This is a genomic window from Mucilaginibacter robiniae (assembly GCF_012849215.1).
Classification (GTDB): Bacteria; Bacteroidota; Bacteroidia; order Sphingobacteriales; family Sphingobacteriaceae; genus Mucilaginibacter; species Mucilaginibacter robiniae.
The window spans coordinates 108,326-134,960 of the sequence record NZ_CP051682.1; the positions used below are offsets into that span (position 1 = coordinate 108,326).

Sequence of the window (26,635 nt, forward strand, 5' to 3'; positions counted from 1 at the left end):
CTGTTGCAGCTATAATTCTTCTAATATTAAATGTGTACTTTTGCAGTTTACACCACTACTCACATGAACACAAAAAAGCCCCAGGAATCATTAGTTATCATGAATGAATTTGTAATGCCTAATGATACCAACATGATGCACAACCTGATGGGCGGCCGCTTATTATATTGGATGGATATTGCCGCAGCTATGTCGGCGCAGAAGCATAGTAACCGATTGGTAGTAACTGCTTCAGTAGATAATGTATCTTTTCAACAATCTATCAAGTTAGGAGATGCGGTAACCATTGAAGCCAAAGTAACCCGTGCTTTTAACAAATCCATGGAAGTTCGTTTAGACGTATGGACATCTAATATCCCTTCGGGTACACGTGTTAAAAGTAATGAAGCTTATTACACCTTTGTAGCTGTAGATCAGGAAGGTAAACCTGTACCGGTGCCTGAAATTACACCAGAAACGGCTGATGAACAAACCATATTTGATGCAGCTTTACGCCGCCGTCAATTACGACTTATCCTGAGCGGACGCATGCAACCTAATGATGCTACTGAACTGAAGGCTTTGTTTATGGCTGCCAAACACGAGGCTTAAGCCAACTATAAACTTAATGCTTGTTTATATGTTAGTAACAGTTATACATGAACAAGCGAATAGAGTTACTACAAGGCGATATAACCAAATTGTATGTTGATGCCATTGTTAATGCGGCTAATAGTAGTTTACTAGGCGGTGGTGGTGTGGACGGAGCCATTCATCGGGCTGGTGGTAAGCAGATACTGGAAGAATGCAGAGCCATTATAGCCCACCAGGGGCGCTGCCATACAGGTGAGGCAGTAATTACCAGCGGCGGCAGGTTACCAGCTAAATATGTTATCCATACCGTTGGGCCCGTTTGGAACGGCGGTAAAAAGAACGAGGCCGAATTATTAGCCAATTGCTACACCCATAGCTTACAATTAGCCGTTGAACACAGCGTAAAAACCATAGCTTTTCCCAATATCAGTACAGGAGTTTACCGTTACCCTAAAACAGAAGCAGCCCAAGTAGCTGTTGATGCTGTGAATGCCTTTTTACAGCAAAACACGTTTTTGGATAAAGTAACTTTTATATGCTTTGATGCAGAGAACCTAACTCTGTACGAAGAATTACTAAACAAACTTTAGAGAGCATTAAAAATCCTGGTAAAGAATAATCATACTAAATTTTCCTTACCAGGATTTATAAGAAGACATTATTAATAATGCCCTCTTATTTGTTTATGAATTTGTTCATCATACAACTTTCGCAATTGCTGGTGTGTGGCTGATGATAATGAAGCTAATTCGGAAGCAGATACATTACTATCAACCTGACTGATTTTTGAAGCGCCAGGAATTACAGTTGTTACTTCAGGGTGATCTAAAATCCAACGGATAGCCCATTGCGCCATGTGGTCATCCGGCAGCATCGTTTTAATTTCATTAGCTAACTTAATACCTTCTTTGAATTCTACACCCGAAAATGTTTCGCCGGCATTGAACTTTTCGCCATTAGCGTTAAAGTTACGATGGTCATTCTGCTCAAATTGTGTGTCTTCACTAAATTTACCGCTGAGTAGTCCGCTAGCTAAAGGTACACGCACAATTAAGGCTACTCCTTTTTCTTTCGCCTTAGCAAAAATCTCATCGGCCACATGCTGCCTGAACAAGTTAAATATAATTTGCAATGAGGCTAACCCCTCTTGCTCCAAGCAAATCAAGGCTTCTTCTGAAGTTTCTACACTGGCACCAAAGTAACGGATTAATCCTTCTTGTTGTAATTGACGAAGATTATCAAACACTTTACCGGCTTTCATCTCCTCAGTTGGGATGCAATGCAGTTGTTCTAAAAACAGCTGTTGTAAACCCAAATGCTTTAAAGAATCTTCAGCCTGCTGTTTCATGGCACCGTAAGTGAAATTTTGCGGCCAGCCATTACCCGCGTCTCCGCGCCTGCCCAATTTGGTAGCTACGTAAATTTCTTTATTAACAGATTTCAGGAACTTACCAATAACCGTCTCACTGACTCCCATTCCATATACATCGGCCGTATCAATGAAATTACCACCAGCGTCTACATAACGCTGCAGTATTTGCAAAGCTTCCTCTTCATTTACATTTCCCCAATCGGCACTGCCTAATTGCCAGGTACCTAAACCAACTTCGGCAACTGATACATCTTTGAATGATCTGTATTTCATGTTTATTTAACTGATAAATAAATGGTAAAGTTTTATGTAATTACCAGAATAGAAGACAAAACAAAAACAAGCTTTACTAACTTCCCAAAGCCACTATACGGTCAAACTCTTCTGCTTTTAATGGCATTACTGAAAGCCTACCCTGCCGAACTAAAGCAATATCTTTTAATTGTTCATCGGTTTTGATTTGCTCCAGAGTTACTGGGTTCTTTAAAGTTTCCATGGGTGCTAAATCAACAACTACCCAGTTGACATCATCGGTAGTTGGATCCTGATAAAACTCTTTCACCACTTTAGCTACACCAACTACAGCTTTTCCTTCATTACTGTGATAAAAGAGTACCAGGTCGCCTTCTTTCATGGCTTTTAAATTATTACGCGCCTGATAATTACGTACCCCATCCCAAAAGGTACGGCCATCCTCATTAAATTTTTCCCAGCTATATTTAAAAGGTTCGGACTTAACTAAAAAGTATTGCATTATTTAAAAAATTGAAAGCTTCAAAAGCATGAATGAATCATCATAAAATATTTATGATGTACCTAGCCATTTGCAAATTAGATGAAAATGGTAGAGTTTAAAAAATTAAAAAGCAGACTTGGTGTAACTTGAGTTTCTAATCTGTAAGCTTGGTATAGCTTAGCAGGACGAATAAAAAAAATAGTAAACCGGCTACCTGTTTATTATGCTTATCCTAGCGGTAACTTAATGTAAAAAGTGGAACCCTGATTCAATTTGCTTTTTAGGTTTAAGCTTCCTCCCATGGCTTCCACATGGCTTTTAACTAAAAATAAGCCTAAACCCTTGCCTTCTACTTTAGCGTCAAAACGTTTATAGGGTTTAAATAAATCATCGGCATGCTTATCCAGATCGATACCTTTGCCATTGTCGGCTACGTATATTATTGTATGCTCTTCGGTGAAGTAATAATCAATTTTAACGTGAGGCTTTTGATATGACCTGTATTTTATAGCATTGCTAATCAGGTTATATAATATGCTGTACATATAAGCTCTGTTCGTATGAACCACCAAAGGTTTAGGAGGCAGCATAATATCAGCATCTGTGTGCACAATTATAGGCTGCAAATCAATGAGTACCTGATGCAATAAATCCTGTAAATGAATGGGCTCTTTAAACAGATCTTTACTGGCATTATTAACGGTAAGAATATAGCTTAAATCTTTAATAACGGCATCTAGGTTATTTACTGATTTAATCAGCTTTTTTAACGTTTGGCCATGCACATCAGCATCATCCTTAAACAGCTCGAGTAAATTGGTTAACCCTACAATATTGGCCACCGGCGATCGCAGATTGTGCGACACAATATAGGCAAACTGATGCAGTTCCTTATTTTGTCGGTATAAGTCATCAGCTAAGAGCCTTAACTCCATTTCAGCCTTTTTCTTTTCGGTAATATCTACATGTATAATAATATAGCGTTCTAGCTTTCCCAAATCATCAAATATCGGAGTAGCTTTAATCAAGTTCCAAAAAGTAGTGCCATCTTTACGATAACAAAGCATCTCCTGCTCAACACTTACCCCTTTGGCCATTTTTTGCCTTGCGTCTTCCAGAACTTCTGAATCCAGCGTTTCTAACTTCAGTAGTTGGCTTATTTTACTCTCCAGAACCTCTGCATACTTATAGCCTGTCATTTGTAAAAAGCCGTCATTAACCCATTCTACCCGAAAATTTGGATTAAGTATAACTACACCGTTGGTAGTTTTGTCAGCTACAATAGACAGTTTTTTTAAAGTTTGCTGCAGCGCTAATCTTTCAGTAATATTTTTTATGGATACATGAATTTCAAAAATCTGGTTTTGAAAAAGCACGGCAACCATGGTAAGGTTAACATCAAGTATCCCATCACCAGCCTTAAAAACTTCCACATCAAAAGTGGAAGCTTTACCTTGATTACAAGCTTGAACAAATTTTCGCAAAGCTTTGTATCGATATTGAGGCAATATAAAGTTCAGCAAAGGTTTATGCTGAATGTCAGAAAGTGTGTAACCTGAATCAGTTAGTAATTGTGTATTAACCCGAGTAATCTCACCTGTCTTATTCAGTTGCAATATCCCTAATGGATGATTAATATAGAACGAGGCATTTATGGCATGTGCACTTCTTTGCTTGCCAGGCAGCTCTGTAACGATGTTCCGGATACTAGCAGCTATTCCATTAACTGTAGGGTTATCAGATAAACAGGTTAATGTAATCTCAACTTTAGCCGTAGTTGCATTGTGCGTTTTAAAACTTAAAGCAGAGCGGATGATTGTATCTTCTGCTGATGCCGTTTTTAAAAAATACAATAAGGGTTGTGCATCTTCTGCTGATAAGTAATCTTGTATAAATGAGCCCGTAAAATCTGCATGCTGATGCCCTAAAAAGTTTTCTTTGAACTTACTAACCAACCTGATACGGCCGTTAGTATCCAGCAGTAGATGTAGATTCATGTATAACCAAATAGCTTAATAATATGTGCCGAATGTACAATTATATTGATAAATTATAGGCTATAACCTAAACTTTTACATAACCTAAGCGTTACTTATGAACTATGAAAAACGGATTATTTGAGTACGGCGATCGCGTTGTTATTGATGCAACTGACGAGAAAGGAACAGTAAATACCAACCAATTAAAAGATGGTGATTTAGTTGAAGTAGAACTAGAATCAGGTGAAGTGAAACAATTCAACGAAGATGATTTGGCTTACGATGAAGACTTTCAGCCTGATACCGGCGAATAAAAAGCAGCTACAATTTAAACATTAGAAAATGGTGCTGGTATAAGCAGAACTGGTGTTAATGCATAATTTTAAAAACTAGTTCTTTCAGTAAATCACCATGTAAGGCGTTTGCATTAACGCCTTTTGTTTTTAAATCATATTCGCGCAGCAAGCCTATAATATCCATGGTTTTAAACTGAGAATAGCTGCGCACTGCCTGCTCGTAATTTTTTAATACATACGGGCTTACACCCAATTCCCGGGCTAAAGTCTGTGCTGATTTGTCTTTAACGTAATGATATTGCAGTACCTTACTGAAAAAATTATTCAAGCTCGCTAAAATCAGTACAATAGGATTGCTTTTAGGGTTTGCTTCAAAATAGTTTACTATTTGATTAGCCTTTAATACGTCTCGCTTAATTAAAGCTGTTTGCAGTTCAAAAACATTGTACTCTTTACTTACCCCTATATTTTCCTGAATATAAGGTAAAGTCATTTCCTGACCAGCTGCAATGTTAAGCATCAGCTTCTCCAGCTCATTAGCAACTTTTGATAAATCGTTACCCAAATACTCCGTAAGCATGTTAGCTGCCTTCTCGCCTATACGATACCCTTTTTCTGACACGAATTTCTCTATCCATGCCGGAACTTTATTATCATACAAAGCAGCTGATTCAAATACAAGCCCGTTTTTTTCGATAGCTTTATATACCTTTTTCCGTTTATCGAACTTACCGTATTTATAACAAAAGACCAGTATGGTGCTCGGCAAAGGATTTTCCATGTAGCTCAACAGCGGGTTGATCCCTTTTTTATCAGTGTCCTCCTTTCCCCACTTTAAATCTTGAGCTTCTTTAACCAAAACAACTTGATGCTCAGCCATCATCGGGTAACGTTTTGCTGCATTTAATACTGTCATGATCTCTGTATCTTTGCCATATAATACCGTTTGATTAAAGCCCTTCTCCGCATCACTTAAGAGTTTATCTTCTACATAATTGCTGATTTGATCGATAAAGTAAGGCTCTTCGCCATGAAGCAGGTAAACTGGTTTGTATTTTCGTTTTGCTAAATCTTTCAGTATATCGTCGGCAGTCATCATTCGGGTACCAAATTACAAATAACGATTTAGGAAATAGCAGGCAAAATACTGATTTTCGCCTCATGAACTTGTTACAACCGCTCCACCTACCTCCCTATCCTTTTAAGTTAACAGAGCAAAATGAACAACTCTTTATTTATGATGAGATTAGGAAAAAGAACTTAGTACTCACCCCAGAGGAATGGGTGCGGCAGCATTTTGTACAATACCTAATACGAGAAAAAAAATACCCGAAAGCTCTAATTAAGTTAGAAGGCGGCTTACAAGTACATGGCAGACCTCGCCGGTCGGATATTGTTGTTTTTAATTCAGACGGCCAAAAAACATTAATGGTAGAGTGTAAGGCGCCTGCCGTAGAGATTACGCAGAAAGTATTTGATCAGATTGCCCGTTATAATATCACGCACCAAGCACCCTTATTAGCGGTAACTAACGGTTTACAACATTATTATTGTTTGATTGATGTGCCTAACAAAACGTATAAGTTTGTTCAGGAGCTACCAAGTTATGAGGGTTAAAGAAAGCTGATAAAATAGTTATACAGCTTTTTCAGTTGTCATGCTGATTAACTTCTCTCTAAGCTCTTCAGGCTTGAAAGGTTTAGATATATAATCATTCATTCCCGATTGGAAAACCTTTTCACGAATTTCGGTTAAAGCAGATGCTGTTAAGGCGATGATTGGTGTATTGGCTTTTTTGGTGTCCATTAACTTGCGTATTTCTGTGGCTGCTTCAAAACCGTTCATAATCGGCATTTGCAAATCCATTAAAATAACATCAAAGTTTCCGTATTGTACCTGCTCTACAGCACGCTCACCGTTTTCAGCAAATGATGTTTGTATTTTCCATTTAGAAAAAAGCTTTTTCATCAGCATGGTATTTACCACGTTATCTTCAGCGATCAAAATTTTAAGATGACTTAAATCATTGTCCTGTTGGGTTGTGGGTTGAAGTTTAACGCTACTTTCAACAGGTACTTCTGTAGAAACCAAAAACTCCATGTTAAACGAAAACTCAGAACCTTGACCTGGTTGGCTATTTACCTGCATTTTAACCCCTTTAAGCTCCAACAGCCTTTTTACAATAGCCAAGCCTAAGCCCGTTCCGCCGTATTGGCGTGTAGTAGTTACCGATTCTTGGGTAAAAGGTTCAAAAATAGCATCCAAGCTATCAGGTTCAATACCGATTCCTGTATCTTTTACAGAGAAGTGTATGGTGACCCGATCATGGCGGTCTTCAAATAAAGCAACACGTACTGTTATACAACCTTGCTTGGTAAACTTGATAGCATTGCTTACCAGATTAAATATTACTTGCGTAATACGGGTAGGATCACCAATGATAACTTTGTTTTGTAGTACATCATCAACAAGCAACTTAAAATCTAATCCTTTTTCATGCGCTTTGATGCTTTGTCCCCCACAAATACTGTTCATCAGCTCAACCAGATTGAAACGGATATTTTCAAATACAATTTTACCAGATTCGATTTTGTTGAAATCCAATACATCATTAACAATGGCCAACAAGTTGCTGGCTGAAAACTTCAGTATTTCCAGATTCTCTGTTTGGTCTGGCCTTGGATTACTCATTATCAGCAGGTTGGTCATGCCGATAACCGCGTTTAACGGTGTACGGATTTCATGAGACATCGTAGATAAAAACTCCGATTTAGCCTGTGATGATTTTTCAGCCTTGTCAATAGCAGTTTCCAGTGTATAGTTTAGATTAGATTGCTCTTCACTGGTTTGCTTTAACTGCTTTATATTGCTGAGGTAAGTTTTATAAAAATGGTTGTGAATAAAAAGCAGTAAAACAAAATTAGCTATTACGCATATGATAATAGTAGATTGATCTACCTTTTCAGGCACAAAATCAATGATGTACATGTTTTTGTACCCATACAGCATAAATACAATTACGGGCAGTAAGTTGAGTATTGAATAGATCAACCCCCATTTTTGCCCAACCGTGTAAAAACTAAATATAGTTATAATCAGCACCAGCTGGATAGCAATAATATCCACCTTCTGAATAACCACAAAAACATCAATGATATTAACCAGCGTACCGATAGCTATGAGTGCATGAGTTACCGACTTCCAATCGGCGCACCATGTTAGGTATTTAAACAGGATTAACATGCTCAACAGCATGAAGCCAGCAACAGTTGCCAGCACAACCTGATCTTCAACCAATACATTAGTAAGTATAATGCCAAGTGCTACAAAAACAAGTAACAGACCATAGTACAATAAACGAATGCGAGCCTGATCAAGCATTGACTGTTTATTCGTAAGCACATTGTTTATAGAAAGGTTTAAAAACCTTGCTTTATTACTCATCTTTATATTTTATAACTCTTGTGCTGTTTTAAGTAACACAAGGCATTATACTTTCAGTAAAACATTTATAGCAAAGGCCTACACGCAATCAATCTGTTAAAAACTTCAAATTATCCTCTAAGGCTTGCAGCTTTGTTTCAGCATCTGCCTTTTTCTTTAATTCGTTATCTACTATTTCAGGTTTAGCATTACTAATAAACTTCTGGTTAGAAAGCTTGGCATTAACTGATTTCAAGAAGCCCAACAGGTATTCTTTCTCTTTTTCCAATCTTTCACGCTCGGCTGCCGGATCAATAGTATCAGCCAGTGGTATAAAAAACTCATCTGTAGATACCATGAAACCAACCGCACCACTTACTTTTTCAGTAACCATGCTCACCTCACTGATGTTACCCAGCTTAGTAATTATCTGTTCATATGTAGTGTAATCTGTACCTGAATTAGGCTTTACCGATAATGATAAGGCTTCTTTAGGTGATAACTGCTTGCTATTTCGGGTATTACGTATCTCGGTGATTATTTGTTTGATATTTTCAAATGCTGTTAACAACTTTAAATCAAAGGCATTACTTCGCGGTAGCTGGGCTACAATACAGCAATCGTTATCCGTACGGGTACCAAACAAATCATCGTGCCATAACTCTTCTGTAATAAATGGCATAAACGGATGTAAAAGCTTCAGCAGGCTTTCAAACTGCCCGATTACTGCCTGAAAGGTTTGTTTATCTATTGGTTGCTGGTATGCTGGTTTTACCATTTCCAAGTACCAGGAACAGAAATCATCCCATACCAGTTTGTAGATAGCCATTAAAGCTTCTGATAAACGGTACTGCTTAAAGGCATCTTCAATTTCTGCCAGCGCTTGGTTAAACCGGTTGTTGAACCATTCTACAGCAGTTTGGTTAGCAAAAGGCAGTTGTTCATCTACTGTCCAGCCTTTTACCAAACGGAAAGCATTCCAGATTTTATTAGCAAAATTACGCCCCTGCTCGCAGTAGCTTTCATCAAACATCAGGTCGTTACCGGCAGGCGAACATAGCAGCATACCTACACGAACCCCATCAGCGCCGTATTTTTCAATTAAATTTAACGGATCAGGCGAGTTGCCTAATGATTTTGACATTTTACGCCCCAGCTTATCGCGCACAATACCTGTCAGGTAAACATTCCGGAACGGTACTTCCCCTTTAAATTCATGTCCAGCCATAATCATGCGGGCTACCCAGAAGAATAGAATTTCCGGTGCAGTTACCAGATCGTTAGTTGGGTAGTAATAATTGATGTCTGTATTATCAGGGTCTTTAAAACCGTCAAATACGGAAATAGGCCACAGCCATGACGAAAACCAGGTATCTACTACATCTTCATCCTGCTTAATATTTTCGGCACTATGTCCTTGTGCTTTAAACTCAGCTTCAGCTTCGGCTTGGGTTTTGGCAACCACCCATTGCCCCTGGTTATTGTACCAGGCTGGTATTTGCTGCCCCCACCACAATTGGCGACTAATGCACCAATCTTTTACATTTTCCATCCAATGGCGGTAGGTATTAATAAACTTATCAGGAATCAGCTTGATTTCGCCATTCAATACATAGTCCAAAGCGGGTTTCGCCATTTCTTCCATTTTGCAGAACCATTGCATGGATAGTTTAGGCTCAATTACTGCATCTGTTCGTTCTGAAAAACCTACCTGCGATTTGTATTCTTCTACCTTTTCCAGCGCGCCGGCTTCTTCCAGCATAACGGCAATTTTCTTGCGGGCTGCAAAACGATCTTCGCCTACTAATATCTCAGCACTTGCATTTAAGGTACCATCATCATTTAAAATATCAATTACTGGCAAATGATGTTTCTGGCCTAGTTCATAGTCATTCAAATCATGCGCAGGTGTTACCTTCAAACAACCTGTACCAAAATCCATGGTTACATATTCGTCCAGTATTACTGGTATCTCCCGATTAATAAGAGGCACCAATATCTTTTTACCATGTAAATGGGTATAACGCTCATCATTAGGATTAATACATACAGCACTATCAGCCATAATGGTTTCCGGGCGAGTAGTAGCAATTGTTAATGAACCATTCCCCTCTGCAAACTGGTACTTAATGTAATATAGCTTTTGGTTAACTTCTTTACGAATTACTTCTTCGTCAGAAACTGCGGTTTTACCTCTGGGATCCCAGTTTACCATGCGCACGCCACGATAAATCCAACCTTTTTTGTACAGGTGAATAAACGTATCAATTACTGCTTCTGATAACTCTTCATCCATGGTAAAGCGTGTACGATCCCAATCGCAACTTGCACCTAGCTTTTTTAGCTGGTCAAGAATGATACCTCCGTACTTTTCTTTCCACTCCCAGGCATAGCCCAAAAACTCCTGACGAGATAAATCTTGCTTGCTGATACCGCGTTCTTTCAGCATGGCTACCACCTTTGCCTCGGTAGCAATGCTGGCATGATCGGTACCGGGTACCCAGCAAGCATTTTTACCGCTCATGCGGGCACGGCGTATCAGTACATCTTGTATAGTGTTATTTAGCATGTGCCCCATGTGCAGCACGCCTGTTACGTTAGGTGGCGGAATTACAATAGTATAAGGTTCACGCTCATCGGGCACTGATTTAAAAAATTTATGTGCCAGCCAATAGCTGTACCATTTATCTTCAACTTCGTTAAACTGGTAGGTTTTAGAAATACTCATAGCCTACAAAAATAACGTTTTGCCGGAAATTGCCGCATCATAAAGCCTGCGTATGAGTATATTAAAGCTATAAAAATGCCACCTAATCAAGCTGTGTACCCGGATTGATAGTATTAATTTTTTTCACATACAGTTCATCAACCAAAATGATTATGATAGCCAGTAGCGGTACGGCCAAAATAATACCTAAAGCACCCGATAAGGTACCCATAATAACTTGACTAATAATGGTTAGAGCCGGTGGCAGGTTAATGATCTTTTTTTGAATAAGCGGTGTAACAATACTGCTTACAATAGTTTGCGATACCATATAAATGAGAGCAACTATAATAGCTTTATTGGTACTGATGGTAAAAGCTAATAAAATACCCGGTATCATGGCTACCAACGAACCAAAATTGGGTACAATTTTAAACATACCTGCTGTTAAGCCCAGTACCAGCGCTACAGGAATACCCGTAATAGTTAATCCCACAGTAATTAAAATGGTAATGAGCACGATAGATAACATGGTACTTTTAAGCCAGCCTTTAAGTGAAAAGCTTATTCTATCCATAACATGTTTAGCCATAGCTTTTTTGTGAGGCGGAAACAACAGCAATATGCCATTTTTATATAAAGAAGGGTGCGCTGTAAAAAAGATGCCCAGAAATAGGATAACATAAATATCACCCATTACCCCGAAACTGGTACTGAAAAAATGCTGAGCAGTAGCAAACATCTTTTCTGAATTATCGCCTGAAAAGTTATCCAGTATTTGTTGGCCCAAATGAGTTTGGGCTAATTTAGCACGTGTGGTACTAATGGTATGTGGCAATGTGCTGCTTAGTTCGATAATCTGATTCTGAATTTTAGTCCCCATAAACCAGAGTAGTAACGCCAGCAATGTAAAAGAACCAGCAATCGAAATCATCATGGCAGCCTTACGGTTTAGCGAGGTTTTGCGCTGAATAATATCACCCAAGCCATGAAAGTAAACAGCAATCAGTGATCCTGCCAATATCATCAGCACCACGTTGAAAGCTACGCGTGCAATCAGGATGACTACCACCAACAAGGCCACAATGGCTACGGTTTGCCATACCTTTTCGATATAAGTAAGTTCTTTTTTTACCGAATCGGAAGGCTTTTCATCTGATAGCATAGCAAAGATTATGTTGTTTATACCCTAACGACATGGAAATTTCTTAAATGTTTTATCCGTTGTATTGCTTACACTAACATTTAAGTTTAGCTTAACAGCGGTCCGGCCAAGCTTTATTGCCGAACCGTTTAGTTACAGTTTATTATAGGCTTAAAAGCCAGCCATCAGCCATTCATAGAAAGCTGGAAAATCATCATGCCATTGTTGCTCATTATGCCCAGCGCCTGGTACAACCTGTACCATCACTTGTTGCTTGTCGGTCACTTTTTCGCTTACAATGTCAGCCATGCCTATCATATCACCTACCATATCGTCACTTTCAGCATCGCCGCATACAAAATAGAAACGGGAGTTATTTAAATTCTCTTGTTGCAAAGCATATGCATATACCTCTTTAGCTATCCAGAAAGCTGGCGAGAAAACACCGGCATTACCGAATACTTCCGGGCATTTTAGTGCGGCATACATAGCAATCAAGCCTCCCATTGAACTACCTGCAATAGCTGTATGTTTTGTATCAGTTAAAGTTCTGTATTGCTGATCAATGTATGGTTTTAAAGTGCCAGTTAGAAATGATACGTAATCATCCCCTTTACCTTGCCCATGTTCAGAATCGTATGGGTTGTACTCTGTTATACGGTTTTCCTCACCATGGTCAACCGCTACAATAATGCAGGCCTGACCCGCAAAAAGTTCGTCCATAATTTCATCTACCCCCCACTCCTGGTAACTGGCGGTGTATTGATCGAACAGGTTTTGTCCATCCTGCATGTAAATTACCGGGTACGATTTTCCGGAAGTTTCATAATCGGCTGGTAAGTATAACCAAACTCTACGCTGTGCTTGTAATTCGGGACTGTAAAAATGATCATCCAGTATTTGCACCTGGGGTGTAGCAGTATGTTGTTCTTGTTCTATAGAAGTAGTAAGTTCTTGTTCGGCATTCATGCTTATAAAGTTAAACCGCTCTGTTTAAGCATTTATCTTGCCATAATACTTCACTCCTTCATATTTTACAAAATGAAACCGCTTTACTTCTGAAATTTTCCTGACGAAACAGCGCCACCACTGCCAATGGTTTGTCAGTGTTACAGGGTGTTACACACTGAAACATGTAACACCTGTAACAGCTTATCATGTATTATAAACTAAATTAAAGCTTACTTAGCAGCCCAATTGAAAGTCATCTTCACCGGCAGAATATGTCCTTCTTTATCAAAGTTCATTTCATCAATACAAACCACACGATGGTTCGCTCCTTTCTCATTTAAAGGTCGGCGATGGTATACGATGTAATACTTGTCATCCTGAACAGAGTGGATCACTGAATGATGACCAGCTCCAGTTGCTACAGCAGGATCTTGTTGTAACACGGTAGCTAAACGTTTAAAAGGTCCTATAGGAGAATCGGCTATAGCATAGGCTACCTTGTAATCTGGCCCTGTCCATCCACCTTCCGACCACATAAAATAGTATTTGCCATTGCGCATAAACATGTATGGGCCTTCTACATAATTTTCTGGCGTAATTTCTTTGTATAAGGTACCATCAGGCATCGGTTCTATGCCTGTAAAATCAGATTTTAATTTAACTATATTACAGTGTCCCCATCCCCCATAGTACATGTAGTAAGAACCGTCTTTATCTCTGAACACAAACTGATCAATAGGTTGAGCACCATTTACGATGGTATCAATTAACGGACGGCCTAATAAATCCTTATAAGGGCCTTCGGGTTTCTTGGCAACAGCCACGCCGATACCGCCTACCTCACCCGGATGAATATCATTAGCACCAAAAAACAGATAGTACTGTTTACCTTTTTGCAAAACGGCCGGAGCCCACATCGCTTTTTGGGCCCACTTTACACTGCTGGTATCAATAACACGCGCATGTTTTTTCCAGGTCTTTAAATCGGCTGATGAAAAAGCATCCATGAAAACCTGCTTTTCATATTTATCAGAATAGGTTGGGAATATCCAGTAAGTTTTGCCGTATTTGATGCCTTCGGGATCGGCATACCAGCCGTCAATTATCGGATTGTGCTGAGCGACTACACGCCCCATTATGAAAGTAAAAACAGTACAAAGTAGTAAGTATCGCATCGTAATAGTATGGGCAGGAGTCAATAAGTGCACAAAAAAGGCTGATAGATTAACTACCAGCCTTATATAAATATCAAATAGCTTAACGATTGTTGATATCCGTATAGTCGCGGTTGGTAGCACCAACATAAACCTGACGCGGACGTCCAATCGGCTCTTTATTTTCTTTCATTTCTTTCCATTGGGCAATCCATCCTGGTAAACGGCCTAATGCAAAAAGAACGGTAAACATATCAGTAGGGAAACCTAAAGCACGGTAAATGATACCTGAGTAAAAGTCAACGTTCGGGTATAGCTTACGTTGTACAAAGTATTCATCTTGCAAAGCTACTTCTTCCAATCTTTTGGCAATTGACAACACTTCATCATTAACACCCAGCTTTTCCAAAATATCATCACAGGCCTTTTTAATAATCTTAGCCCTTGGATCAAAGTTTTTGTAAACGCGGTGACCAAAACCCATTAAACGGAAAGAATCATTCTTATCCTTAGCTTTAGCAATCCACTTATCAGTATCGCCACCATCAGCTTTGATTTTTTCCAGCATCTCTATTACAGCTTGGTTAGCACCGCCATGTAACGGTCCCCAAAGCGCTGATATACCGGCTGAAATAGAAGCATAAATGTTAGCATCTGATGAACCCACAATACGTACAGTTGAAGCCGAACAGTTTTGCTCATGGTCGGCATGCAGAATAAGAAGCTTATTCATGGCGCTTACCACTACCGGATCAATTTCGTACTCTTCAGTAACCTGGCTAAAGGTCATGTACAGGAAGTTGGTTACGTAATCGTACTTATTTTGTGGGTAGTTCACTTTTTGCCCTAACGATTTTTTGTATATCCAAGATACAATAGTGCTCATTTTGGCAATCAGCTTTATAATTTCCAGATTGATAATTTCCGGACTTAAACCTGGCTCTAATGATTCAGGGTTGAATGCTGCCAATGCACCAATTAATGAAGAAAGCTGACCCATCGGGTGTGATTTTGATGGAAAACCATCAAAAAACTTCTTCATATCTTCATGTACCAGTGTATGGCGGCTTATCTGATATTGAAAATCTTTTAACTGTTGCTCGGTAGGTAGTTCACCGTAAATCAGCAAATAAGCTACCTCTATAAAACTTGACTTTTCAGCCAATTGCTCAATAGGATAACCGCGATATTTCAGGATGCCTTGTTCGCCATCTAAAAACGTAATAGCACTTTTGGTAGCGCCGGTATTTTTATAACCAATATCTAATGTAATGTACCCGCTTTGGTCGCGCAGTTTAGATATGTCAATTGCTTTTTCGTGTTCAGTACCTTCTATAACTGGCAGATCATAGGTTTTATCGCCAATTTTTAATTGTGCTATCTCCGACATAGGAAAATTGAGTTAGTGTCTGCAGCAAATGTAAATAAATCTGTTATTTATCATTGCCCGATGTTGCATTTATGATATGAATTTACGATTAATAAATAGTAGCTACTGTAAATTGTTTGCAGAAAACAGATGTTAAATTTAACATATCTTATTGTGTTGCACAATAAGACAGCAATTGCTATAATTTTATAAAACACTTTTCAGTATTTATTCAACTATCGTAGTAAGTTGCATTGTAAACACTTAAATGCTGCTGACTAAACAATTAGTTTCGGCTACTAAGGTCAATAAACATTCTTCAAAGCTATCTCACACAAAGCCAGCATATGTGCGTTATCATAACGATTATTTTTCGTACGTTTGCGCCCTGAAATTTTATTTATATAAAACATGAAATTATCTCAATTTAAATTCAATTTACCAGATTCTCTAATTGCGCACCAGCCATCTTCTGAGCGTGATGAATCGCGCTTAATGGTATTACACCGGGATTCGGGTAAAATTGAGCACAAAATATTTAAAGATGTTTTGAATTACTTTGAGGATAAGGATGTGATGATCCTGAACAACACTAAAGTTTTTCCAGCCCGTATGTACGGTAACAAAGAAAAAACTGGTGCTACTATTGAAGTTTTCTTGTTACGTGAGCTAAATAAAGAACTACGCCTTTGGGATGTATTGGTTGACCCGGCTCGTAAAATACGCGTAGGTAATAAGCTGTACTTTGGTGATGACGATTTGTTAGTGGCTGAAGTAGTAGATAATACTACATCTCGTGGCCGCACTATTCGCTTTTTATTTGATGGTACTGATGAAGAATTTCGTCGTAACGTTGAAATTTTAGGTGAAACTCCACTACCTAAATATATTAAGCGCAAGGCTACTGCCGAAGATAAAGAACGCTATCAAACTATATTCGCTAAAAATGAAGGTGCTGTAGCAGCTCCAACTGCCGGCTTACATTTTAGCCGTGAACTGATGAAACGCTTGGAACTGAAAGGCGTTGAGTTTGCCGAAGTAACTTTACACGTAGGTTTGGGTACCTTCCGCCCGGTTGAGGTAGAAGACTTGACCAAACATAAAATGGATTCTGAGCAGTTCATTATTGAGCAAAAGCAAGCTGATATTGTAAACCGCGGTATCGAAAACAAACGTCGTATTTGCGCAGTAGGTACTACTTCCATGCGGACGATCGAATCAGCTGTATCAGCCAACAAAACCTTAAAAGCGGCTAACGATTGGACCAGCAAATTCATTTTCCCTCCGTATGATTTTAGTATTGCTAATTCTATGGTGACTAATTTCCATACGCCGGAGTCAACACTACTAATGATGATTTGTGCCTTTGGCGGTTATGAAAACGTAATGAATGCTTACGAAATAGCTGTAAAAGAAAAATATCGTTTTTATAGCTATGGTGATGCCATGCTGATTATCTAATCAAATCAAGAACTTAGAATATGAACGCCGCTGTTAAGAATCACAGTGGCGTTTTTCATTATTGTATATTTATAGATAGAACACATTTATGCAAAACATGGATCAAGTAATATCTTCCAATTCATCTAACGCCCAAAAAGCATATGCTATTATTGTAGCTGGCGGTTCGGGCACCCGCATGCAAAGCGCAGTACCCAAACAATTTCTACTATTGAATGGAAAACCTGTTTTAATGCATACGCTTCATGCTTTTAGTCAAAGTACCTATAAGCCTGAACTTATTGTGGTTTTGCCTGAAACTTACCACAGTTATTGGAGAGAGCTATGCAACGAACACCATTTTACGATTACTCATCAAGTTGTAAGTGGCGGTGCTACCCGATTTCATTCCGTAAAAAATGGATTAGATGAAGTAGATACAAACAGCTTGGTTGCTATACATGATGCAGTGCGTCCTTTAATTAGTACAACAATTATTGATGATGCTTATGAACAGGCCATGGTAAAAGGCAGTGCAATAGTGTGTGTACAAAGCCGCGACTCTGTACGACAAGTAAAAGAGAACAAATCAGAAAGTCTATTAAGAGATGAAATTTACCTGGTACAAACGCCGCAAACCTTCCAAGCTCAAATACTTAAACAAGCATATAGCTACTCATACCAAGAAAGTTTTACAGATGATGCCAGCGTTGTAGAGAAGGCCGGACACGCCATACATATTATACCTGGCAGTTACAATAATTTCAAAATAACCTTTCCTGATGACATTGCCATTGCCGAATTTCTGTTATGCAAAAAAGCCACTAACTTATAAAAAGTAGTGGCTATCTTAATCACTTAGAAATTAATCTTACTTATGCTCGTCGTATAATGCCTAGTATTAATGCAATAATGGCAATAACTAGCAAAATGTGAATTAATCCACCTACGTCGTAAACAAATGCGCCTAGCGCCCATCCTATAATCAGGATAACAGCAATAATGTACAATAAGCCTCTCATGGTTGAATGTTTTGAGTGTTGATAAATGTTATATATTCATAACCAAAACCATTCCAAAAGGTTGTTTTAAAATAAAAAAACCTTGTTTTCACAAGGCTTTTTATTTCTAAGAAACTAATATTCGTCTTCGTTAAAAAAGAAATCGTCTTTTGTAGGATAATCCGGCCAAATCTCTTCTATATTTTCGTACGGTTCACCATCATCCTCCAACGCTTGCAAATTTTCAATTACTTCAACCGGTGCGCCCGAACGTATAGCATAGTCAATTAGTTCATCTTTGGTGGCAGGCCATGGTGCATCCTCCAGGTGAGATGCCAATTCAAGAGTCCAATACATATGATTTATTTTTTTAATTTATTTAAACGATTCAATTTTCGCAAAAATATAACAATTTCAATTGGTTTATCAAATTATTTTTTCAACAACATCTAAGTACCTGGTACCCATTTCTTTTCGGGTATTTGTTGCTCGTGTCCTATTTTGCGTGCTAAAACAAACAGGTAATCACTCAATCTGTTTAGGTACATTATAACTTTATTATCCACAAAACTATCTTCTGCCAGTTGAACAATACCACGTTCTGCACGCCGACATACACATCGGGCCACATGGCAAAATGAAATAATAGTATTACCACCAGGCAAAATAAAATGCTGCAAAGGCGGTAGCTGCTCATTCATTTCATCTATCTGCTGCTCCAGCCAATGCACATCCACTTCCTGCAAATCAGGTATTTTAGGTGCTGGCTTTTCCGGGTCGGCAGCTAGCATAGCGCCTATTACAAATAACCGATCTTGTATTTGCTGTAAAGCTGCTTGATGTGTTATACCAGTAGGCTGATCAGCTATTAATCCTATATAAGCATTTAATTCGTCAACAGTTCCGTAGCTTTCTATACGTAAATGATATTTAGGTACACGGCTGCCGCCTAGTAAAGATGTAAAACCTTGGTCGCCTGTTTTGGTATATATTTTCATATGCAGTTGCAAGTAAATAAATTTTAGCTTGTTTGCTGTGTATTGCTATTGTTAAATTTACCACTTAAACTTTATTAAGCTTTATCTATCCTATTTATATGTTAATCAAATCTGGTACTATACAATCATCGGCTTGCTGGTTTATAGCGGGTGCATTTTTAATTACGTTGCTAAGTTTTAGTTGCAGCCAGCATAAAACAGCAGCAAATCAGAATAACAAGGTAAGTACAACAGCCGCAGCTTTAATAACAGAAAAGCAGTATAATGCTCTGTTTCCTCAGCATAATATTTTTTATAGTTATCAGGCATTTGTTAAAGCTGTAAACCAATTAAGCCACATTAAAATTAAAGTAACCCGTCGTGCCGTTTCGATTTACCAGATTATACGAACTGATAAAGCCACAGGCAAATCAACCATTGTTAGGCAAGACCATGATTGGAACGAGGCTTGGGCTAAACAGAAACCCGATAGCGTTTATGAAGTGGACTTTGGCTTATTTTGCACGCAGAAAGATGTCAGCATTAACAAAAAAGAACTGGCTGCTTTTTTTGCCAATATTGCGCACGAAACCCGTAATGGTGAAAATGGCAAGTATAATGATGGCTTAATGGAAATTCATGAAGCGAATACTACATCAGCCTACATTGCCGAAAATGATGAATACCCACCTGCCACTGGTAAAAAATACTACGGACGTGGCCCCATGCAACTTAGTTATAATGGAAACTACGGCTATGCTTCAGATTGTATTTTAGGCGATGATAAAATTTTGTTGAATAATCCCGAATTGGTAGAAACAGATCCCGTAATATCCTTCGAAACAGCCATTTATTTTTGGATGACACCACAGACCCACAAACCATCAGCTCATGGTGTAATGGTAGGTGTTTGGCAACCTAAAGCAAGCGATTTAGCTAAAGGCCGTAAGCCTGGATTTGGTATGACAATCAACATTATTAATGGTGAAATAGAATGCAACAAAGGAGAAGACCTATACAACATGAAAGACCGTATAGGTTTTTACCAATACTTTTTAAGCAAACTAGGTATTCAGGATACTAACTGTGCTTGTAGCTGTGGTAAAATGCAACCTTACTTGTATGGAGTAAATGAATGAGGAAATAGTTGATTGTAGTACTTTATCAAAGATAAAGCAACAACATTTGATTACTTCTTCTCTATTACTTTAGCTACTAAAAAGTGCTTTCCGTCATGCTCAGGTGCATTTTGTAATGCCTCTTCGTGGGTTATTTCTTGCTTAATTACATCCTCACGCAAGGTATTCACCTCATTGGTCATGTAAATGAGTGGTTCTACCTGTGTGGTGTCAATCTCATTCAGCTTGGCCATAAAGTCGAGTATCTTGGTCATATCTTGTACTAGCTCTTCGCTCTCTTGTTCGTTTACTTCTAAGCGAGCCAAATGGGCAATTCTTGCTACGGTATCTTTATCAATTTGCATGGCTATTTAGTTTCGTTTGGATAATGTTATACACGCTATCACGCAGTGCATCTGCATCAGCTACGGTTAAATGCGCTGTTTCAATAGGTTTATGTACAAATATATGGCAAATACCAGGCTGGCTACCACGTTCCAAGCCAGTATCCCATAAAGTTTTCCAGGTATCTAATGATGATACTGGAATAATAGGAACTTTATTTTCAATCGCCAACCTGAATGGTCCGTTTTTAAATTCGTGCAGTTGCGGTGGATAATCATCCGGAATTTTCCCTTCCGGAAATATTACCAACGTCATGCCTTGTTGCAAACGCTCGGCTGCTTTTTTAAACGCCTTGAAAGATGATATCTTGCTTTCACGGTTTACCGGAATATCTATGGTTTGAAAAAAAAGCTTAGTTACCGGGTTACTCAACAACTCCTCTTTTCCAATAAAACAGAAGTTGCTTTTAGTCATCAAGCTTATGGAAGTGATATCTAGGTTAGAAGTATGGTTAGAACAGATAATATAAGTACGCGACCAATCAATAGTTTCTTCAAATGTATAAGTGTAAAATATGCCTGCAATACTGGAACTACAATACCCCCATATTTTGCGAAATTTATTCATCATCGGATAACGCTCTGGCTTGCGCGAGGCGTAATATAAAAAGGGCCAAAATACATAGAAGAAAACAGCTACACTATAGCGGTATATATAAGCATGTACTTTCTTCAATCGTATTTTCATGGGCTTCAAAAATATAAAAAATACTTACTTTCGCGCACTATGGAAACTGTTGTTAGTGGTATTCGTTCAACCGGTAAATTGCATTTAGGAAATTACTATGGAGCCATCCAGAACTTCGTAAAAATGCAACACGAATACAATTGTTATTTTTTTATTGCCGACTTACATTCCTTAACCACCCACCCTACTCCTGCCGACTTGCATGGTAATGTTAAACAGGTGCTGATAGAATATTTAGCTGCCGGTATTGATCCGGAAAAAGCTACCATTTATATACAATCAGATGTACCTGAAGTAGCTGAATTATATTTATACCTGAATATGAATGCCTACTTGGGTGAACTGGAACGGGCAACTTCTTTCAAAGATAAAGTACGAGCCAACCCGGATAATGTAAATGCGGGCTTGCTAACCTACCCGGTACTAATGGCTGCTGATATTATTATTCATAAAGCAACCAAGGTTCCAGTGGGTAAAGACCAAGAGCAGCACCTGGAAATGTCTCGTACATTTGGTAATCGTTTTAACCGGTTATACAATACCGAATATTTTCCGGAGCCATATGCTTTCAATTTCAGCAACAACCTGGTAAAAATACCTGGCTTAGATGGTAAAGGGAAAATGGGAAAATCGGAAGGTGAAGCCAATGCCGTTTACTTGTCTGATTCGCCTGAGGTTATCCGTAAAAAAGTGATGAAAGCTGTTACCGATGCCGGCCCTACGGCCGAAAACCAGCAAAAGCCTGACGAGATACAAAATTTGTTCGATTTGATGAAAGTTGTATCAACACCAGACACTTACCAGCACTTCGATGCTTTGTATAATAGCTGCCAGATACGTTATGGCGATCTTAAAAAGCAACTAGCCGAAGATATGATTATAGCTACAGCTCCGATACGTGAACGCATTAATGACATAGCTAACGACCAGACTTACTTACGGCAGGTGGCCCGTTATGGTGCCGCTAAGGCTCGCGAAAGTGCGTCTAAAACAATTAAAGACGTTCGGGAAATTATTGGGTTTAGGAACTTTTAAGGTTTGTTATTAGGTTATTGATTTACTGAATCTTTAAACTTTTTTCAATATTATTATTCTTTTAACTCAATAATCTAACAACTCAAATTAACAACTTAATACCACAGAATCAAACCTATGCACATTGCAATAGTTGGAAATATAGGTGCCGGCAAAACCACATTAACAGGCTTACTGGCTAAAAATTACGGTTGGGAGCCACAGTACGAAGCGGTAGATAACAACCCCTACCTGGAAGATTTTTATAGCGACATGAAGCGTTGGAGCTTCAACCTGCAAATCTACTTTCTGAATACCCGTTTCCGTCAAATTACCGAAATTCAGCAAAGTAACCGTAACATCATTCAGGATCGTACCATTTATGAAGATGCCTACATTTTTGCGGCCAACCTGCATGATATGGATTTGATGGATACCCGCGACTACGAAAATTACCAAGCTATTTTCGATAACATCACCTCTTTCATCAACCCGCCTGATTTATTGGTTTATCTTAAAGCTTCTATTCCGAAGTTGGTTAATAATATTCATCGTCGTGGCCGTGAGTACGAAATTGGTATTCGTTTAGATTATTTATCTAAGCTGAACGACAAGTATGAAAAATGGATTGCTGGTTACAACTTGGGCAAGCTGTTGATTGTAGATATGGATAATCTGGATTTTGCCAACAACACGGAAGACATGGGCACCATCATCCAATTGATTGAACGTGAAATACACGGATTATTTTAAATGGTTAATGGTTAATGGTTAATGGTTAATGGTTAATGGTTAATGGTTAATGGTTAATGGTTAATGAATGGAGCTACATTGAGCCCATTTAGTTTTAGTTATATAACTTTATAAGCCAAATTTCACAACTCACAACTCACAACTCACATGAAGATACTCGGCATTATACCGGCTCGTTATGCCTCTACCCGTTTTCCGGGTAAGCCGTTGGTAGATATTACTGGTAAGGTAATGATACAACGTGTATATGAGCAATGCGTAAAATGCCAGAGCCTGAACGAAGTGATTGTAGCTACCGATGACGAACGTATCTTAAACCACATTCATGATTTTGGCGGTAAAGCTGTCGTGACCTCTCCCGACCATCAAAGCGGCACAGATCGTTGCGCTGAAGTAGCTGCTAACTATCCAGATTATGAAGTCATAATCAATATTCAGGGCGATGAACCTTTTATTGATCCGGTACAAATTGCTAAAGTAGCCGCTTGCTTTACCACTGCTGATACACAAATTGCTACCTTAATTAAAAAGGTAACCTCAACAGAGGAGTTGCACAACGTCAACTCCCCAAAAGTTATCATCAATAAATTAGGTGAAGCTATTTATTTTTCCCGCTCTGCTATACCTCACCTGCGCGGACAGGAACCGCAAAACTGGTTGCAACACTATACTTATTTCAAACATATTGGTATTTATGGCTTCAAGGCAGATGTATTGCAACAGGTTACCCGGCTTCCTATCTCCTCTTTGGAAAAAGCGGAAAGCCTGGAACAATTACGCTGGATTGAAAACGGGTACCGCATTAAAGTAGCCGAAACAGATTTGGAAACACAAGCGGTAGATACCCCTGAAGACTTGCAGAAATTACAACGGTAATCTTGTTCAAGCTAGTTGATACAACCTATTGAAATAGCACCTTGCTAAAACTATTCATACTTCGGTTCAGTTTTACCACTGAATGGAACCGAAAAGATGAATAGTTTACACCAATCAAAATCAACATACTTTACATTGTTATTCTTTAGCCTGCTTTGCTGCTCATGTAGCCGGAGCGGACCAATGGCTTTATTTAAAAAGCTGTCACCTCATGAAGCTTATGCACAGCGGTTGAAAGATGCCGGACTTGACCATACCGCAATAGGCGGTGCTTGGTTGCAAAATGCCAATAACAGCTTAACCAAAGCTTTAACAGTAACCATACCCTACAAAGAAACAGGTTATTTTGCAGCCGATAAGATACAAACGGCTGCCTTAAGGTTTGAAGCGAAACGAGGACAAAAATTACACATAGCACTCAATAAAAAGCCTGAATTTGGTTTTGCTATATACATGGATTTGCTTCAGGAAAATGCAGGTAATGAATCTAAAATCGTAGCATCGGCAGATACTGCAGGCGTAAACTTTTCCTATGAAATTAGCCAAGCCGGATATTATATTTTGCGATTACAGCCTGAACTTTTACGCGGTGGTGAATACACCCTTACCATTACTGCCGGCCCATCACTTAACTTTCCGGTTTCATCATCGGGTAAACCGCACATTGGCAGCTTTTGGGGTGATAGCCGTGATGCAGGAGGCCGCAGGCATGAGGGCGTAGATATTTTTGCACCAAAAGGTACACCTGCTCTAGCTGCTGCTGATGGTACGGTAACTCGCGTTACCGAAAATAAGCTGGGTGGCAAAGTAGTATTCATGCACCCAGACAATGAAAATTACACTTTATACTATGCACATTTAGGAAAACAGCTGGTACAAGATGGCGAAACTATTCATGCTGGTGACACTGTAGGGCTGATTGACAATACCGGAAATGCAAAAAACACGCCTTCACATCTGCATTTTGGTATTTATACATTTGGACAAGGCGCTGTTGACCCACTGCCTTTTGTAAACCGAGAAATTAAAACTCCCAAGCCAATTAATGCCCCTTTAGAATTGCTAAATGCAACCGCACATACCACTACTAAAAACAATAAACTATACACAGAGCCTAATGAAACATCGCTTGTAAAAGAAATACTGCCTGTTAATACCATTATTAATATTGAGGCTGCAACAGATAGCTGGTACAAAGCTGTTTTACCAAATGGCTTGCAAGGATTTATCAGCAGACATAATGTATCTACAGCTAATACCATCAAGAAGTATGTTGCCAAACAAGCTCAGCCTTTATTAGATGCACCAAACGTGCAGAGTGCAGCTCGTAAAACTATTATTCTGGAAGGTTCACGTGTTAATGTAAAAGGCATTTACAAAAACTACTACCTAGTTACAGATGAACAGAATAATGCAGGTTGGATAGAAGCTGAACGTTAAAAAAGCTACAATTCTATTCTTTTAAGTAACTCATAAGCGAGCATGTATTAACGACATATAATTCTAGCTTACAGGTTCTATAAATACCTGTTTGTAATGTGGATATTTGTTTTGAATAACCTGACGAAGTTGGTTGATTGCCTCAGCTACCTGGTTACTGGTAAGGTTAGAGTTAAAATTTACTTTAAGTACCATAATTACATCCTCAGGTGCCAAGTACATTGATAAGTTATTAACTACGCTATTTACAGCTGTATTTCTTTCTGTTAGTTCCTTTACTTCTTGCAACTCATTATCTGGTACAGCCTCCCCCATTAGCAGACTTCGGCTTTCGCGTACCAATAAAATAGCCACTGTAGTCAGTAATACTCCAATCAGTACCGATGCTATCCCATCAATATACGGGTTATGTAGCCATTGGCCTAAAACTATACCCGTAAAGGCTATTAAAATACCAATCACATCTGCAGCATCTTCGAACAATACTACAAAGGTGGATGGATCTTTACTTTGGTGCACAGCCTGCCAGAATGGTGTGCTGCCACGCTGCCGGTTAAATTCTTTTATAGCAGTAATGAACGAATAACCATCAAACAAAAAAGCTATACCTAACACTATATAGTTCCAAATGGGGTTTTTAACAGTTTCTGGATGCTGTATATGTTCAATGCCTTCGTAAATAGATAAACCACCACCTATAGCAAAAAACAACAATGACACAATGAAAGCCCAAAAGTATAATTCTTTACCATAACCAAAAGGCCGTTTTGCATCGGCTGGCTTTTGACTGCGGGTAATGCCCAACAACAACAAAATTTCGTTACTGGTATCTACCAGCGAGTGTATGCCTTCTGAAGCCATAGCTGAGCTGCCGGTAAAAAATGCAGCTGCCAGTTTGGTAATAGCTATAGCTGTATTAGCAGCAAATGCAGTGTAGATAGGTGTTTTAGATGCTGGCATAGTTGAATTGTACTCGCTTAACAGTATAAACGTATAACAGGTTTTAGGGTGATAGATTATTTATATCCGCCGCTTACTTATCAGGATAGCCCTAATCAGTAACTACTAATCTCACGTTAATCGATACAAACACACAATTCATCTATACTATTTACTATTAACTTATTTGATATATAATTTTGCTCATTAAGCAAGTTGTATTCACTAATATTTAGACCAGAAAACATGGATATAAGAAATACTTTTGTCATAAACAACAC

At 38.8% G+C, this 26,635-nt stretch carries 27 protein-coding genes; 11 read left to right on the forward strand and 16 right to left on the reverse strand.

Annotated features, from left to right (window positions below; genetic code table 11):
• Positions 1–63 precede the first annotated feature (63 nt).
• Positions 64–591, forward strand: coding sequence for an acyl-CoA thioesterase (locus HH214_RS00480; protein ID WP_169605468.1), 528 nt, complete (start codon positions 64–66; stop codon positions 589–591).
• A 47-nt stretch (positions 592–638) separates the two neighbouring features.
• Complete coding sequence (locus tag HH214_RS00485) at positions 639–1,163, forward strand: O-acetyl-ADP-ribose deacetylase (RefSeq protein WP_169605469.1); 525 nt, start codon at positions 639–641, stop codon at positions 1,161–1,163.
• Between the two features lie 71 nt (positions 1,164–1,234).
• On the opposite strand, the gene HH214_RS00490 is transcribed toward HH214_RS00485, so the two are convergent.
• From HH214_RS00490 to HH214_RS00500, 3 genes are all read right to left on the reverse strand, one after another.
• Entirely contained in the window at positions 1,235–2,218 is a 984-nt protein-coding gene (locus HH214_RS00490) for an aldo/keto reductase (protein WP_169605470.1), read from the reverse strand.
• A gap of 76 nt (positions 2,219–2,294) precedes the next feature.
• Complete coding sequence (locus HH214_RS00495; RefSeq protein WP_169605471.1) at positions 2,295–2,699, reverse strand: EVE domain-containing protein; 405 nt, start codon at positions 2,697–2,699, stop codon at positions 2,295–2,297.
• Positions 2,700–2,908: 209 nt separating this feature from the next.
• On the reverse strand, positions 2,909–4,678 hold the full coding sequence (locus HH214_RS00500) for a PAS domain-containing sensor histidine kinase (RefSeq protein WP_169605472.1): 1,770 nt from the start codon (positions 4,676–4,678) through the stop codon (positions 2,909–2,911).
• A 104-nt stretch (positions 4,679–4,782) separates the two neighbouring features.
• Between HH214_RS00500 and HH214_RS00505 the strand changes: the two genes are divergently transcribed.
• Positions 4,783–4,974, forward strand: coding sequence for a hypothetical protein (locus tag HH214_RS00505; RefSeq protein WP_169605473.1), 192 nt, complete (start codon positions 4,783–4,785; stop codon positions 4,972–4,974).
• Positions 4,975–5,029: 55 nt separating this feature from the next.
• Here HH214_RS00505 and holA read toward each other — a convergent pair whose 3' ends face one another.
• A complete protein-coding gene (gene holA, locus HH214_RS00510) occupies positions 5,030–6,052 on the reverse strand; it encodes a DNA polymerase III subunit delta (protein WP_169610999.1) in 1,023 nt (340 codons plus the stop codon).
• 65 nt (positions 6,053–6,117) lie between these two features.
• Between holA and HH214_RS00515 the strand changes: the two genes are divergently transcribed.
• On the forward strand, positions 6,118–6,573 hold the full coding sequence (locus HH214_RS00515) for a type I restriction enzyme HsdR N-terminal domain-containing protein (protein ID WP_169605474.1): 456 nt from the start codon (positions 6,118–6,120) through the stop codon (positions 6,571–6,573).
• Between the two features lie 18 nt (positions 6,574–6,591).
• On the opposite strand, the gene HH214_RS00520 is transcribed toward HH214_RS00515, so the two are convergent.
• The 6 genes from HH214_RS00520 to HH214_RS00545 all read right to left on the reverse strand — a co-directional run bounded on the left by HH214_RS00520 (position 6,592) and on the right by HH214_RS00545 (position 15,725).
• A complete protein-coding gene (locus tag HH214_RS00520; protein ID WP_211166282.1) occupies positions 6,592–8,358 on the reverse strand; it encodes an ATP-binding protein in 1,767 nt (588 codons plus the stop codon).
• 130 nt (positions 8,359–8,488) lie between these two features.
• Positions 8,489–11,107: a valine--tRNA ligase gene (locus HH214_RS00525; RefSeq protein ID WP_169605476.1), complete on the reverse strand. Its 2,619-nt coding sequence runs from the start codon at positions 11,105–11,107 to the stop codon at positions 8,489–8,491.
• An 82-nt stretch (positions 11,108–11,189) separates the two neighbouring features.
• On the reverse strand, positions 11,190–12,251 hold the full coding sequence (locus HH214_RS00530) for an AI-2E family transporter (protein WP_169605477.1): 1,062 nt from the start codon (positions 12,249–12,251) through the stop codon (positions 11,190–11,192).
• Between the two features lie 150 nt (positions 12,252–12,401).
• Positions 12,402–13,199 (reverse strand): alpha/beta hydrolase, encoded by a 798-nt coding sequence (locus tag HH214_RS00535; protein WP_169605478.1) that lies wholly within the window; start codon positions 13,197–13,199, stop codon positions 12,402–12,404.
• Positions 13,200–13,411: 212 nt separating this feature from the next.
• The gene (locus tag HH214_RS00540; protein WP_248282174.1) at positions 13,412–14,317 is read right to left on the reverse strand and encodes a glycoside hydrolase family 43 protein; all 906 of its coding nucleotides are present in this window, start codon (positions 14,315–14,317) and stop codon (positions 13,412–13,414) included.
• A 121-nt stretch (positions 14,318–14,438) separates the two neighbouring features.
• Positions 14,439–15,725, reverse strand: coding sequence for a citrate synthase (locus HH214_RS00545; protein WP_169605480.1), 1,287 nt, complete (start codon positions 15,723–15,725; stop codon positions 14,439–14,441).
• Between the two features lie 390 nt (positions 15,726–16,115).
• On the opposite strand from HH214_RS00545, the gene queA reads away from it, so the two are divergent.
• Entirely contained in the window at positions 16,116–17,165 is a 1,050-nt protein-coding gene (gene queA / locus HH214_RS00550; RefSeq protein WP_169605481.1) for a tRNA preQ1(34) S-adenosylmethionine ribosyltransferase-isomerase QueA, read from the forward strand.
• A gap of 97 nt (positions 17,166–17,262) precedes the next feature.
• Positions 17,263–17,979, forward strand: coding sequence for a 2-C-methyl-D-erythritol 4-phosphate cytidylyltransferase (locus HH214_RS00555; protein ID WP_169605482.1), 717 nt, complete (start codon positions 17,263–17,265; stop codon positions 17,977–17,979).
• 40 nt (positions 17,980–18,019) lie between these two features.
• Here the strand turns inward: HH214_RS00555 and HH214_RS00560 are convergent, their stop codons facing one another.
• The 3 genes from HH214_RS00560 to HH214_RS00570 form a co-directional block, all read right to left on the reverse strand.
• Positions 18,020–18,166: a lmo0937 family membrane protein gene (locus HH214_RS00560; RefSeq protein ID WP_169605483.1), complete on the reverse strand. Its 147-nt coding sequence runs from the start codon at positions 18,164–18,166 to the stop codon at positions 18,020–18,022.
• A gap of 114 nt (positions 18,167–18,280) precedes the next feature.
• Positions 18,281–18,502 carry a DUF2795 domain-containing protein gene (locus HH214_RS00565; RefSeq protein WP_002996718.1) on the reverse strand — a complete coding sequence of 74 codons (222 nt, stop codon included), beginning with the start codon at positions 18,500–18,502 and terminating at the stop codon, positions 18,281–18,283.
• Positions 18,503–18,594: 92 nt separating this feature from the next.
• Entirely contained in the window at positions 18,595–19,143 is a 549-nt protein-coding gene (locus tag HH214_RS00570; protein WP_169605484.1) for a cob(I)yrinic acid a,c-diamide adenosyltransferase, read from the reverse strand.
• 98 nt (positions 19,144–19,241) lie between these two features.
• On the opposite strand from HH214_RS00570, the gene HH214_RS00575 reads away from it, so the two are divergent.
• Positions 19,242–20,261, forward strand: coding sequence for a chitinase (locus HH214_RS00575; RefSeq protein WP_169605485.1), 1,020 nt, complete (start codon positions 19,242–19,244; stop codon positions 20,259–20,261).
• 50 nt (positions 20,262–20,311) lie between these two features.
• Here HH214_RS00575 and gatC read toward each other — a convergent pair whose 3' ends face one another.
• Both gatC and HH214_RS00585 read right to left on the reverse strand, forming a co-directional pair.
• On the reverse strand, positions 20,312–20,605 hold the full coding sequence (gatC, locus tag HH214_RS00580) for an Asp-tRNA(Asn)/Glu-tRNA(Gln) amidotransferase subunit GatC (RefSeq protein WP_169605486.1): 294 nt from the start codon (positions 20,603–20,605) through the stop codon (positions 20,312–20,314).
• On the reverse strand, positions 20,595–21,332 hold the full coding sequence (locus HH214_RS00585) for a lysophospholipid acyltransferase family protein (protein ID WP_169605487.1): 738 nt from the start codon (positions 21,330–21,332) through the stop codon (positions 20,595–20,597). Before HH214_RS00585 ends, gatC begins: the two co-directional genes overlap by 11 nt.
• Before the next feature lie 39 nt (positions 21,333–21,371).
• On the opposite strand from HH214_RS00585, the gene trpS reads away from it, so the two are divergent.
• From trpS to HH214_RS00605, 4 genes are all read left to right on the forward strand, one after another.
• The gene (trpS, locus tag HH214_RS00590) at positions 21,372–22,367 is read left to right on the forward strand and encodes a tryptophan--tRNA ligase (protein ID WP_169605488.1); all 996 of its coding nucleotides are present in this window, start codon (positions 21,372–21,374) and stop codon (positions 22,365–22,367) included.
• A gap of 117 nt (positions 22,368–22,484) precedes the next feature.
• Entirely contained in the window at positions 22,485–23,099 is a 615-nt protein-coding gene (locus HH214_RS00595; protein WP_169605489.1) for a deoxynucleoside kinase, read from the forward strand.
• A 147-nt stretch (positions 23,100–23,246) separates the two neighbouring features.
• Positions 23,247–23,975 carry a 3-deoxy-manno-octulosonate cytidylyltransferase gene (kdsB, locus tag HH214_RS00600; protein ID WP_169605490.1) on the forward strand — a complete coding sequence of 243 codons (729 nt, stop codon included), beginning with the start codon at positions 23,247–23,249 and terminating at the stop codon, positions 23,973–23,975.
• A 183-nt stretch (positions 23,976–24,158) separates the two neighbouring features.
• A complete protein-coding gene (locus HH214_RS00605) occupies positions 24,159–25,415 on the forward strand; it encodes a M23 family metallopeptidase (RefSeq protein ID WP_169605491.1) in 1,257 nt (418 codons plus the stop codon).
• 63 nt (positions 25,416–25,478) lie between these two features.
• On the opposite strand, the gene HH214_RS00610 is transcribed toward HH214_RS00605, so the two are convergent.
• A complete protein-coding gene (locus HH214_RS00610) occupies positions 25,479–26,375 on the reverse strand; it encodes a cation diffusion facilitator family transporter (protein WP_169605492.1) in 897 nt (298 codons plus the stop codon).
• Between the last annotated feature and the right edge of the window lie 260 nt (positions 26,376–26,635).